Genomic DNA, 12561 nt, shown 5'->3' with positions numbered 1-12561 from the left:
TAAATCTGTTATCTGTATTTGACGCATGATTGTGCTCCTGGCGCCGCCGGTTAGTGTCGCAGACGATAGCCGCTGCGCAGCAGCCGGATCGCCGCCAGCGACAGCACCACCAGGAAGGCTGAGACGATGCCCAGGCTGATCCAGGGGCTGGTGTCGGACTGGCCGAAGAAGCCGTAGCGGAAGCCGTCGATCATGTAGAAGAACGGGTTCAGGTGCGAAACGGTGAGCCAGAACGACGGCAGCGAGTGGATCGAGTAGAACACGCCGGACAGGAACGTCAGCGGCATGATCAAAAAGTTCTGGAACGCGGCCAGCTGGTCGAATTTCTCGGCCCAGATGCCGGCGATCAGGCCCATGGTGCCGAGGATGGCCGCGCCCAGCAGCGCAAAGATGACGATCCACAGCGGCGCGGCAAAGCTCATGTGGGCAAACCACGCGGTGGCGGCAAACACGCCCAGGCCCACGGCCAGGCCGCGCACCATGGCGGCGATCACGTAGGCCGAGAAGATCTCCCAGTGCGACAGCGGCGTCAATAGCACGAACACCAGGTTGCCCGTGATCTTGGACTGGATCAGCGACGACGACGAATTGGCAAACGCGTTTTGCAGCACGCTCATCATCACCAGGCCCGGAATCAGGAACGCCGTGTAGCTCACGCCCTCGTACACCTGCACCCGGCCCTCCAGGACGTGGCCGAAGATCAGCAGGTACAGCATGGCCGTCAGAATGGGCGCGGCCACCGTTTGCGTCGCGACCTTCCAGAAGCGCAGCGTCTCTTTGTAGACCAGGGTGCGGAAGCCGCTCGAAATAAAAGTCATACGGAACCCTTGTCCATGATTTGCAGGAAGATGTCTTCGAGGTCGGCCTGTTGCAGCTGCATCTCGTCGATCACGGCGCCCGACTCGCGCAGGCGCGCCAGGATGCCTTCCACTTCCGAATACTCGTTGATGCGCAGGCTGTACTTGCGGCCGTGGTCGGAGACCTCCGGGTGCGTGACCAGGTGGCGCAGGTCGTCCGGCAAATCGCCGGCCGTCATGTTGACGATCAGCTGCGAGCCGGAAATGCGGCGGATCAGCGCCGCCATTGAGTCGAGCGCAACGACCTTGCCGCTCTTGAGCATGGCCACGCGCTTGCACATCGCCTGTGCTTCTTCCAAATAGTGGGTGGTGAGCACCACGGTGTGGCCTTCGCGATTGAGGCGCGAGATGAACTTCCACAGCGTCTGGCGCAGCTCCACGTCCACGCCGGCGGTCGGCTCGTCGAGCACGATCACGGGCGGCTTGTGCACCAGCGCCTGCGCGACCAGCACGCGGCGCTTCATGCCGCCGGACAGGGCGCGCATATTGGTGTCGGCCTTGTTGGTCAGGTCGAGGTTGTGCATCACCTCATCGATCCAGGCATCGTTGTTGGGCAGGCCGAAGTAGCCCGATTGCAGGCGCAGGGTTTCGCGCACGGTGAAGAACGGATCGAACACCAGTTCCTGCGGCACCACGCCCAGCTTGCGCCGCGCCTCGCGAAAATCGCCGGTGACGTCATGGCCGTGAATGCTGACCTTGCCGGCATCAGGCCGGATCAGGCCGGCAATGATGGAAATCAGGGTAGTCTTGCCGGCGCCGTTGGGGCCCAGCAGGCCGAAAAACTCGCCCTCCTCGATGGTGAGCGACACGCCGCCCAGCGCCTGGAGCGACTTGTAGCGCTTTTCGACATTCGTTATTTGGATCGCTGACATTCTAGACTTTATGTTGTGCGACGGCGTGACCGGCGCTGAGTGCCCGCCAGGCGCCGAAAACGGCACGAAACGGTGATTCAGGGGGGCCGCAGCGCTGTAGCTGCGGCAACGTTCAATTATAGGGGAAATCTGGGTCGGTCGAGCCGGACCGGCGGAATACTACAACTGCGAGGGGGCGGAGCGGGGGTCAATGATGGTGGTGCAGGTCGGCAGGCGCGGCGGCCGGAGCGACGGAGGTATTGTCCAGATCTTGCTCTTCTTCCTGGCCGGGGAACACCAGGCCGCAGACGCCATAGAGCTTGGTCAGGTTTTTCAGCGAGGCAGGCAGGTTGTGCAACGCCAGCTGCACCCCGGCTTCGCGCGCGGCGCGCTGCCAGGACAGCAGCACCGACACGGCCACCGAATCCACCGAGGTAACGTTGCTTAAATCAAACGCCCGCTGGCCAGCCTTGATGGCAGCCAGGCCGCGCTCTTGCGCCGCAGTGGCGTTGAGCACGGTCAGGGACGTGAGTGATTGCAGGTTGTCGGTGGCGTCGGCGGTCATGGCGATAGCTTGGTTAGGTACTTATTTGGCTGGCGTGGCAGGGTTGGCTTTGAGCGGTTTGCTGGCCAGCGACTTGTTCTTGTCGGTAAGCGTCTTGATCAGGCCATCGATGCCGCCCTTGTTGATTTCGGACGTGAACGTACCTTTGTAGGTTTCCACCAGCCAGGCGCCCATGACGTTGATGTCATAGATTTTCCAGCTGTCGCCAGCCTTGGCCACGCGGTAGTTCAGCAGGACCGGATCGCCACGGGTCATGTTTACTTGCGAACGCACTTCCACGTCGGTATCGGCCGGATCGGCGCGCAACGGCTTGAAGGTGATGGTTTCGTTCTTGATTTGCGACAGCGCGCCCGAGTACGTGTACACCAGCAGCGTGCGGAACTGTTCCGACAGCGCTTTCTGTTGCTCAGGCGACGCCTGGCGCCAGAAGCGGCCGGCCGCCAGCGCGGTCATGCGGTTCGAATCGACGTACGGCAAGATCTTGTTTTCGACCAGCGCCATGATTTTTTGCTGATTGCCGGACTGGATGTCCTTGTCGGCCTTGGCGGTGTTGATCACGTCTTCGCTGATGCGCTTGACCAGCGCGTCGGGCGCCTCGGCCGCTTGCGCGGTCATGGTGAAGCCCATCGTGGCCACGGTGGCAACAGCTATCAGTTGTTTGATCAGATTCATCGTTTATCTACCTTGTGTGAGTTCTTCGGGTCACAGGCTGGCTCAGTTCGCAGCCGGTGTACCAGAGTTTAACGCGTTCGGGGCGGATTCGGCTGACACGGTTGGCGAAGTTTCCACTGGAGCAACAATTGCAGCGTCGGCTTGCGGCGGCGTTGCGGGAGCAGCAGGTGTCGGCTCTGCAGCTGGCGCTGGCGCGGCTGGTGCCGCCTGCGGATCGGTCGCTGGCTTGGCGCCGTCGTCTTCACCGTACGGATCGTCGTTCTGCTTCGGCTTGCGCGGATTGCCGTCCGGGAACACTTGGCTTTCGCGGCGTTGCAAGTAGCCGTCGCGCAGGAACACGTAGCGGTCGAGCGCGGCGTCTTCAAACAGCGAACCGGCGTCCAGCAGGCTGGCGCGGGTGTCGATCAGGTTGATGCCGGTACCGATGTTGCGGACATTGGTCGGATCCTTGTAGCGCCAGATATTGCCGGCGAAGTCGGCCGGCAGCGCCACGGTGTCGCGCACGGTGGACGGTCCCAGCAGCGGCAGCACCAGGTACGGACCCGATTCCAGGCCCCAGACGCCCAGGGTCTGGCCGAAGTCTTCCTTGTGCTTTTCCAGGCCGGCCGGGGTGGCGATGTCGAACAGGCCCAGGATACCGAGCGTGGAGTTCAGCGCGAAGCGGGTGATGTCGGTCATGCCGTCTTCGCCCTTGCCTTGCAGCAGGTTATTCACACCGCTCCAGGCATCGGAAATATTGCCGAAGAAATTACCGACACCCGTCTGCACGAACGATGGCGTGACGTCGCGGTACACGGTGGCCACCGGTTTCAACGCGTAGGTATCGACCTTGTCGTTGAAGGTGAACATGGCGCGGTTGTAGCTCTCGTACGGATCGCGCGGGTTGGGACCGGCACAGCCGGCCAGCATCATCGCGGTACCCAGCACCAGCGCAGCAGTGCGCAGCGAGGTTTTATTGCTTTTCATTTATTCGTCCTTTTTGCCTTCGGCAGCCTTGCTGTAGATGAACTGATTGATCAGGTCTTCCAGCACGGCGGCCGATTGGGTACGTGCGATTTTGTCTCCGGCGACCAGGTTTTTCTCGTCGCCGCCTGCTTCGATGCCTACGTATTGCTCACCCAACAAGCCTGCCGTCAAAATCTTGGCGGAGCTGTCTTTCGGGAAGTTATAGCCTTCATCCATGTTCAAGGTCACCAGCGCCTGGTAAGTCTTGTCGTCGAAACTGATCTCGCCCACGCGGCCGATGACCACGCCCGACGCCTTGACGGCTGCTTGCGGACGCAGGCTGCCGATGTTGTCGAACTTGGCGGTAATCGCATAGGTTTTACCGAAGGACAATGAGCCGGTATTACTGGCTTTTAACACCAGAAACATCAGTGCGGCCACGCCGATGACGATAAACAGGCCGACCCAGACATCCAGAGATTTGCGTTGCATAACTATCCTCGTTTAATTCCGTTTTATCTTACAACTATTTGCTGAACATCAGCGCCGTCAACATGAAGTCCAGCCACCAGACCATCAGCGACGAGATCACGACCGTGCGGGTGGTGGCGCGGGCCACGTCTTCCGGGGTCGGACGCGCCTGGTAACCCTGGTACAGCGCGATGAAAGTGATCGCCACGCCAAACACGATGCTCTTGACGAAGCCGTTGAGCACATCCTTGAACAGGTCCACGCCGCCCTGCATTTGCGACCAGAAAGCGCCCTCGTCCACGCCGATCAGTTGCACACCGACCAGGTAGCCGCCCATCACGCCCACGGCACTGAATACCGAGGCCAGCAGCGGCACCGAAATCACACCGGCCCAGAAGCGCGGCGCCAGCACGCGCTGGATCGGGTTCACGGCCATCATTTCCATGGCGGACAGTTGCTCGCCCGCCTTCATCAGGCCGATTTCAGCTGTCAGCGACGTGCCGGCGCGGCCGGCAAACAGCAGCGCGGTGATCACCGGCCCCAGCTCGCGCGTGAGACCCAGCGCCACCAGCAGGCCCAGCGATTGCTCGGCGCCGTATTTATTGAGCGTGTAATAACCCTGCAAGCCCAGCACCATGCCGACGAACAGGCCGGACAGGGTGATGATGACCATCGAATAATTGCCGATGAAGTGCAACTGCTCGACCAGCAGGTGCGGCCGGCGGAAAATCAGCCCCGGCGACAGGCGCAGGATTTCGAAGAACGTGCGCGCGGCAAAGCCGATGCCTTCGACGAAATCGCGCAGCGGCGCACCGAGCTTGGACAACAAATTTCTTACACTCATGCTTTGACTCCCAGGCCAAGGTCGTCGGCCAGGGATTTGCCGGGATAGTGGAACGGCACCGGTCCGTCCGCTTCCGCGTTGACGAACTGGTGCACATACGGGTCGGTGGACGCCATCATGTCGGCCGGCGTGCCATGTGCAACAATTTTGCCCTGCGACAGGAAATACACGTAGTCGGCAATGGCGAAGCATTCCTTGACGTCGTGCGACACCAGCACCGTGGTCGAACCGAGCGCGGTATTCAGATTGCGGATCAGGTTGGCGGTGACACCCATCGAGATCGGGTCGAGGCCGGCAAACGGCTCGTCGTACATGATCAGTTCGGGATCGAGCGCGATCGAACGCGCCAGCGCCACGCGGCGCGCCATGCCGCCCGAGATTTCTCCGGGTTTTAATGCCGCAGCATTGCGCAAGCCCACGGCGTGCAGCTTCATCAACACCAGGTTGCGGATCAGCTCTTCCGGCAAGTCGGTGTGCTCGCGCAGCGGGAAGGCGACGTTTTCGTACACGGTGAGATCGGTAAACAGGGCGCCATGCTGGAACAGCATGCCCATTTTACGGCGCAGCAAGTACAGGCCGGCGGTATTGAGCTTGTGGACCACCTGGCCCTGCACCTTGACCTGGCCTTTGCGCGGGGTGAGCTGGCCACCGATCAGGCGCAATACCGTGGTCTTGCCGCTACCCGAACCGCCCATGACTGCGATCACTTTTCCACGTGGGAAATCCATGCTCAGCCCGGACAGGATGGCTCGCTTTCCATACGAGAAATGTAAATCGCGAATTTCGACTAGATTGGACACGACGGAACTCTTTATTTTTTGATGCCGTATTGTAGTGCAGAAAGGTCAATCCTTGCTGGAAGCACCTCCGTTCAACGCAAAGGGACGGATGATGTATCGCCGATAATACAACACTACTGAACCCAAAGTCAGCAATTTACATGAGGCACGATTTGTTACATTGTGCATTGCATCATCGACGGCATAAAAAAACCGGGAGGCGCGGGGATTGCCCGCCCGCTCCCGGGGGAAAACATCGCCTTGCGGCGGTGATCAGCGTGGCAGTTCGGAACTGCCCATCAGGAACTCATCGACTGCGCGCGCGCACTGGCGGCCTTCGCGGATCGCCCACACCACCAGCGATTGGCCACGGCGCACGTCACCGGCGGCAAACACCTTGGCCGACGAAGTTTTGTAGCAACCTTCGCCGTCGGTGGTCGCCTTGGCATTGCCGCGCGCATCTTTTTCCACGCCAAAGGCGTCGAGAATGTTGGCAACCGGCGACACGAAGCCCATGGCCAGGAACACCAGGTCGGCCTTCATGTCGAATTCCGAGTTGGGCACTTCGGCCATCTTGCCGTCTTTCCATTCCACGCGGCAGGCAACCAGTTTTTCCACTTTACCGTTCTTGCCTTCCAGGCGCTTGGTGGCGACGGCCCAGTCGCGCTCGCAACCTTCGTCGTGCGACGACGACGTGCGCAGCTTGGTCGGCCAGTATGGCCACACCAGCGGCTTGTTCTCTTGTTCCGGTGGCATCGGCATCAGTTCGAACTGGGTGACCGAAGCAGCGCCCTGGCGATTCGAGGTGCCCACGCAGTCGGAACCGGTATCGCCGCCGCCGATCACGACCACGTGCTTGCCGGTGGCCTTGATCTGGTCTTTCACCTTGTCGCCGGCGTTGATCTTGTTTTGCTGGGGCAGGAAGTCCATGGCGAAGTGCACGCCCTTCAATTCACGGCCCGGTACCGGCAGGTCGCGCGGCTGCTCGGCGCCGCCAGCGAGGATCACGGCATCGAATTCTTTTTCCAGGTCTTCCGGGAAAATGGTTTCCTTGGCCCAGTTGTTGACGTTGGCCGGGAAGTCCTTGCCGATCAACACGCTGGTGCGGAACACCACGCCCTCGGCTTCCATCTGCTTGATGCGGCGGTCGATATGCGACTTTTCCATCTTGAAGTCTGGAATGCCATAACGCAGCAGGCCGCCGGCACGGTCCGATTTCTCGAACACGGTGACCGCGTGGCCGACGCGCGCCAGCTGCTGGGCAGCGGCCAGGCCGGCAGGACCGGAACCGACCACGGCGATTTTCTTGCCGGTCTGGTGGGCCGCAGGTTGCGGCACCACCCAGCCGTGTTCCCAGCCTTCGTCGATGATTTTATGTTCGATCGACTTGATGCCGACCGGATCTTCGCTGATGCCCAGGGTACAGGCGGCTTCGCACGGCGCCGGGCAGATGCGGCCGGTGAACTCGGGGAAGTTGTTGGTCGAGTGCAGCGTATCGAGCGCTTCGCGGTAGTTGCCGCGATAGACCAGGTCGTTCCAGTCGGGGATGATGTTGTTGACCGGGCAGCCGTTGTTGCAGAACGGGATGCCGCAATCCATGCAGCGCGCGCCTTGTACCTTGGCTTGCTCGTTCGTCAACGGAATGACGAATTCGGCGTAGTTTTTCAAACGCGTGGCAGGTGGCAGATAGCCTTCTTCCTGACGCTGGAATTCCATGAAACCGGTGATTTTACCCACGATTAAATCCTTACAATTCTGTGTTGACCCGGGACTGCCGAGCCGTCATCGCTGACGGCTCCAGGCGGTCGGTTTGTTTAAGCTGCCACCGGCTGCACTACCGCCGTCTCGTTCGCCACGTCCTCGGCCATTTCGGCCAGCACGCGCTTGTATTCGCTCGGGAATACCTTGACGAACTTGCTGCGGCTGTCGGCCCAGTTGTCGAGCAACAGGCGGGCACGGGTGCTGCCCGTGTGCTTGAAGTGGCGCTCGATCAAACGCTTCAGGATCACTTCGTCCGACTCGCGGCCCAGGTCCTTGTGCAGCACGTGGTACGTTTCGCTTTGCGCCGACTGCTCCTTGGTGCTGAGCACGCGCTCCAGGGTCACCATCGCCGTGTTGCAACGCGATTCGAAGTCGCCTTCCGGGTCGTACACATAGGCGATACCGCCCGACATGCCTGCCGCGAAGTTGCGGCCGGTAGCGCCCAGCACCACCACGGTGCCGCCGGTCATGTATTCGCAACCGTGGTCGCCGGTGCCTTCGACAATCGCCGTGGCGCCCGAGTTACGCACCGCGAAACGCTCGCCGGCCACGCCGTTGAAGAACGCTTCGCCGTTGATCGCGCCATACAGCACGGTGTTACCGACGATGATGTTGTTGACCGCCCAGCCACGGAACTCGGTGTTCGGACGCACGATGATGCGGCCGCCCGACAGGCCCTTGCCCACGTAATCGTTACCCTCGCCTACCAGGTCGATGGTGATGCCATGTGCCAGGAATGCGCATGCCGACTGGCCAGCCGTGCCCTGCAGCTGGATGTGGATGGTGTCGTCCGGCAGGCCGGCGTGGCCGTAACGCTTGGCCACTTCGCCCGACAGCATGGTGCCAACCGTGCGGTTGACGTTGCGCACCGGCGAGATGAACGATACGCGTTCGCCTTTTTCCAGCGCGCCCTTCGCTTGCGCGATCAGCTTGTGGTCGAGCGCCTTGTCCAGGCCGTGATCCTGGTCCATGGTGTGGTAGATCGACTGGCCGTTCTGCACCTCGGGCTGGTGGAAGATGTTGCTGAAATCCAGGCCTTTGGCTTTCCAGTGCGAGATCGCTTTCGACTTGTCGAGCAGGTCGACGCGGCCGATCAGCTCGTCGTAAGTACGGATGCCCAGTTGCGCCATCAGTTGACGCGCTTCTTCGGCGACGAAGAAGAAGTAGTTGACCACGTATTCCGGCTTGCCGGAGAACTTGGCGCGCAGCACCGGGTCTTGCGTGGCCACGCCCACCGGGCAGGTGTTCAGGTGGCATTTGCGCATCATGATGCAGCCCTCGACCACCAGCGGCGCCGTGGCAAAGCCGATTTCGTCGGCGCCCAGCATGGCGGCGATCACCACGTCGCGGCCGGTACGCATCTGGCCGTCGGCCTGGACCCGGATCCGCGAGCGCAAACCGTTCAGCACCAGGGTCTGCTGGGTTTCCGCCAGGCCCAGTTCCCACGGCGTGCCGGCGTGTTTCACCGACGACAGTGGCGAGGCGCCGGTACCGCCGTCATGGCCGGCGACGACCACGTGGTCGGCCTTGGCCTTGGTGACACCGGCAGCCACCGTGCCGATACCGACTTCCGACACCAGCTTGACCGAGATCGACGCGCGCGGGTTGGCGTTTTTCAGATCGTGGATCAGCTGTGCCAGATCTTCGATCGAATAGATGTCGTGGTGCGGCGGCGGCGAAATCAGGCCCACGCCCGGCACCGAGAAGCGCAGGGTGGCGATGTATTCCGACACCTTATGGCCTGGCAACTGGCCGCCCTCGCCCGGCTTGGCGCCTTGCGCCATCTTGATCTGGATCTGATCGGCCGAGTTCAGGTAAGCCGCAGTCACGCCGAAACGGCCCGATGCCACCTGCTTGATGCGCGAACGCAGCGAGTCGCCTTCCTGCAGTGGAATATCGACGACCATCTGTTCCTTGCCCATGACCGAGGCCATGGTCTCGCCCTGCTTGATCTTGATGCCTTTGAGTTCCTGGGTGTAGCGCGATGGATCTTCGCCGCCTTCGCCGGTGTTCGATTTGCCGCCGATGCGGTTCATGGCCACGGCCAGCGTCGCGTGGGCTTCGGTCGAAATCGAGCCCATCGACATGGCGCCAGTCGCAAACCGCTTGACGATTTCCTTGGCCGGTTCCACTTCGTCCAGCGCAATCGCCTTGGTCGGATCGATCTTGAACTCGAACATGCCGCGCAGGGTCAGGTGACGACGGCTCTGGTCGTTGATGATTTGCGCGTATTCCTTGTAGCTCGAGAAGTTATTCGCGCGGGTCGAGTGTTGCAGCTTGGCGATCGCGTCCGGCGTCCACAGGTGGTCTTCGCCCCGCACGCGGAATGCGTATTCGCCACCCGCATCGAGGTTGTTGGCCAGCACAGGATCGTTGCCGAAGGCGGCCGCGTGCAGGCGCAGCGCTTCTTCCGCCACTTCGAACACGCCGATGCCTTCCACTTTCGACGACGTGCCCTTGAAGTACTTGTCCACCAGCGACTTGTTCAGGCCGACAGCTTCGAAGATCTGCGCGCCGCAGTACGACATATAGGTGGAGATGCCCATCTTCGACATCACCTTCATCAAGCCCTTGCCGACGGCCTTGGTGAAGTTGTAGATCGCTTTTTCGCCCGACAGGTCGCCCGGCATGCCGTGCGCCAGTTCGATCAGGGTTTCCATCGCCAGGTACGGGTGGATCGCTTCGGCGCCGTAGCCAGCGAGCAGCGCGAAGTGGTGGGTTTCGCGGGCCGAGCCGGTTTCCACGACCAGGCCGGTGGAAGCGCGCAGGCCCTTGCTCACCAGGTGCTGGTGGACGGTGGACGTGGCCAGCAGCGCAGGAATCGCCACGCGGTCCGGGCCGATGCTGCGGTCGGACACGACCAGGATGTTATGGCCCGACTTGACGGCATCGACGGCTTCGGCGCACAGCGACGCCAGGCAGGCTTCGATGCCTTCCTTGCCCCACGACAGCGGGTAGCAGATGCTCAGTTCGTACGACTTGAACTTGCCGCCCGTGTGCAGACTGATGTTGCGCAGGCGCTCCATGTCGTCGAAGCCGAGGATAGGCTGCGACACTTCGAGGCGCATCGGCGGGTTGACGTTGTTGGTGTCGAGCAGGTTCGGCTTCGGACCGATGAACGATACCAGCGACATCACCATCGCTTCGCGGATCGGGTCGATCGGCGGGTTGGTCACTTGCGCAAACAGCTGCTTGAAGTAGTTGTACAGCGGCTTCAGTTTGTTGGACATGACGGCCAGCGGCGAGTCGTTGCCCATCGAGCCGGTCGCTTCTTCACCGGCGGCAGCCATCGGCGCCATCAGGAATTTCAAATCTTCCTGGGTGTAGCCGAACGCCTGCTGGCGGTCCAGCAGCGACGGCACGGCTTTTTCGCCCTGGGCCGGCGCAGCGGTGACAGTGGTGCCCGCACCGTACTTGGCGCGGTTGTGCGCCAGCTGGCTTTCGCTGAGCTTGATTTCGTTGAGCTTGATGCGCACCGCGTTGATCCACGCCTTGTACGGCTTGGCGTTGGCGTAGGTGTCTTTGAGCTCTTTATCGTCGATGATGCGGCCCGCTTCCAGGTCGATCAGGAACATCTTGCCTGGTTGCAGGCGCCATTTCTGGATGATCTTCGATTCCGGGATCGGCAGCACGCCCGATTCCGATGCCATCACGACCAGGTCGTCGTCGGTGACGATGTAGCGGGCCGGACGCAAACCATTGCGGTCCAGCGTGCCGCCGATGTAACGGCCGTCGGTGAAGGCCATGGCGGCAGGGCCGTCCCATGGTTCCATCATGGCAGCGTGATATTCGTAGAACGCGCGGCGATTGTCGTCCATCGTGCCGTGATTTTCCCAGGCTTCCGGGATCATCATCATCATGGCCTGGGCCAGCGGGTAGCCTGCCATCAAGAGCAGTTCCAGCGCGTTGTCGAAGCAGGCAGTGTCCGACTGGCCTTCGTAGATCAGCGGGAACAGCTTTTGCAGGTCTTCGCCCAGCACGGCCGACTTCATCACGCCTTCACGGGCGCGCATCCAGTTGAAGTTGCCTTTGACGGTGTTGATCTCGCCGTTGTGGGCGATCAGGCGGTACGGGTGGGCCAGCGGCCATTCCGGGAAGGTATTGGTGGAGAAGCGTTGGTGCACCAGCGCCAGCGCCGAGACGCAACGCGCATCCTGCAGATCTTTATAGTACACGCCCACCTGGTCGGCCAGCAGCAAGCCCTTGTACACGATGGTACGGGCCGACATCGAGGTGACAAAGAATTCCTTGCCGTGGATCAGGTTCAACGCCTGGATCGCGTGGCCCGACGATTTGCGGATCACGTACAGTTTGCGCTCGAGCGCGTCGGTGACCATGATGTCGGCGCCGCGACCGATGAAGATCTGGCGGATCACCGGCTCTTTTTCGCGCACGGTCGGCGACATCGGCATCTCGATATCGACCGGCACGTTGCGCCAACCCAGCAATACCTGGCCTTCGGCGCGCACGGCGCGCTCGATTTCCTGTTCGCAGGCGATGCGCGAGGCGTTTTCCTTTGGCAGGAACACCATGCCCACGCCGTACTCGCCCGGAGGCGGCAATTCCACGCCCTGCTTGGCCATCTCGTCGCGGTAGTACTGGTCCGGGATCTGGATCAGGATGCCGGCGCCGTCGCCCATCAGCGGGTCGGCACCGACCGCGCCGCGGTGGTCGATATTCTTCAGGATCATCAGACCCTGTTCGACGATGGAGTGACTCTTGTTACCCTTGATATGGGCGACGAATCCGACGCCGCAGGCATCGTGTTCATTGGATGGATCGTACAGACCTTGGGCTTTCATGGTGCTCTCCACTG

The 12561-nt window shown here is 61.5% G+C and carries 10 protein-coding genes; all 10 read right to left on the bottom strand.

Features of this window, described 5'->3' with window-relative positions:
* Positions 1-50 precede the first annotated feature (50 nt).
* The gene (locus F8197_RS21190) at positions 51-818 is read right to left on the bottom strand and encodes an ABC transporter permease (protein WP_152883469.1); all 768 of its coding nucleotides are present in this window, start codon (positions 816-818) and stop codon (positions 51-53) included.
* On the bottom strand, positions 815-1729 hold the full coding sequence (locus F8197_RS21185; RefSeq protein WP_019924131.1) for an ABC transporter ATP-binding protein: 915 nt from the start codon (positions 1727-1729) through the stop codon (positions 815-817). Before F8197_RS21185 ends, F8197_RS21190 begins: the two co-directional genes overlap by 4 nt.
* 187 nt (positions 1730-1916) lie before the next feature.
* A complete protein-coding gene (locus F8197_RS21180; protein ID WP_152883468.1) occupies positions 1917-2273 on the bottom strand; it encodes a lipid asymmetry maintenance protein MlaB in 357 nt (118 codons plus the stop codon).
* A gap of 21 nt (positions 2274-2294) precedes the next feature.
* Positions 2295-2945, bottom strand: a complete 651-nt coding sequence (locus F8197_RS21175; RefSeq protein ID WP_152883467.1) for a phospholipid-binding protein MlaC — start codon at positions 2943-2945, stop codon at positions 2295-2297.
* A gap of 42 nt (positions 2946-2987) precedes the next feature.
* Positions 2988-3911 (bottom strand): VacJ family lipoprotein, encoded by a 924-nt coding sequence (locus F8197_RS21170; protein ID WP_152883466.1) that lies wholly within the window; start codon positions 3909-3911, stop codon positions 2988-2990.
* Entirely contained in the window at positions 3912-4382 is a 471-nt protein-coding gene (gene mlaD, locus F8197_RS21165) for an outer membrane lipid asymmetry maintenance protein MlaD (protein ID WP_019924135.1), read from the bottom strand.
* A 34-nt stretch (positions 4383-4416) separates the two neighbouring features.
* Positions 4417-5205, bottom strand: a complete 789-nt coding sequence (gene mlaE, locus F8197_RS21160) for a lipid asymmetry maintenance ABC transporter permease subunit MlaE (RefSeq protein WP_026637700.1) — start codon at positions 5203-5205, stop codon at positions 4417-4419.
* Entirely contained in the window at positions 5202-6005 is an 804-nt protein-coding gene (locus F8197_RS21155) for an ABC transporter ATP-binding protein (protein ID WP_026637701.1), read from the bottom strand. Before F8197_RS21155 ends, mlaE begins: the two co-directional genes overlap by 4 nt.
* Before the next feature lie 252 nt (positions 6006-6257).
* Positions 6258-7721, bottom strand: coding sequence for a glutamate synthase subunit beta (locus F8197_RS21150; protein ID WP_373996930.1), 1464 nt, complete (start codon positions 7719-7721; stop codon positions 6258-6260).
* Between the two features lie 77 nt (positions 7722-7798).
* On the bottom strand, positions 7799-12547 hold the full coding sequence (locus F8197_RS21145; RefSeq protein ID WP_152883465.1) for a glutamate synthase-related protein: 4749 nt from the start codon (positions 12545-12547) through the stop codon (positions 7799-7801).
* Positions 12548-12561: the final 14 nt, after the last annotated feature.

Origin of the sequence: Duganella sp. FT27W (assembly GCF_009295655.1) — a bacterium.
In the GTDB taxonomy this organism is placed as follows: Bacteria; Pseudomonadota; Gammaproteobacteria; order Burkholderiales; family Burkholderiaceae_D; genus Rugamonas; species Rugamonas zoogloeoides.
This window is presented reverse-complemented; position numbering and strand designations above follow the sequence as displayed.

Coding starts and splice junctions, on each gene's coding strand:
- F8197_RS21190 (WP_152883469.1), bottom strand. CDS start 818: ATGACTTTTATTTCGAGCGGCTTCCGCACCCTGGTCTACAAAGAGACG.
- F8197_RS21185 (WP_019924131.1), bottom strand. CDS start 1,729: ATGTCAGCGATCCAAATAACGAATGTCGAAAAGCGCTACAAGTCGCTC.
- F8197_RS21180 (WP_152883468.1), bottom strand. CDS start 2,273: ATGACCGCCGACGCCACCGACAACCTGCAATCACTCACGTCCCTGACC.
- F8197_RS21175 (WP_152883467.1), bottom strand. CDS start 2,945: ATGAATCTGATCAAACAACTGATAGCTGTTGCCACCGTGGCCACGATG.
- F8197_RS21170 (WP_152883466.1), bottom strand. CDS start 3,911: ATGAAAAGCAATAAAACCTCGCTGCGCACTGCTGCGCTGGTGCTGGGT.
- mlaD (WP_019924135.1), bottom strand. CDS start 4,382: ATGCAACGCAAATCTCTGGATGTCTGGGTCGGCCTGTTTATCGTCATC.
- mlaE (WP_026637700.1), bottom strand. CDS start 5,205: ATGAGTGTAAGAAATTTGTTGTCCAAGCTCGGTGCGCCGCTGCGCGAT.
- F8197_RS21145 (WP_152883465.1), bottom strand. CDS start 12,547: ATGAAAGCCCAAGGTCTGTACGATCCATCCAATGAACACGATGCCTGC.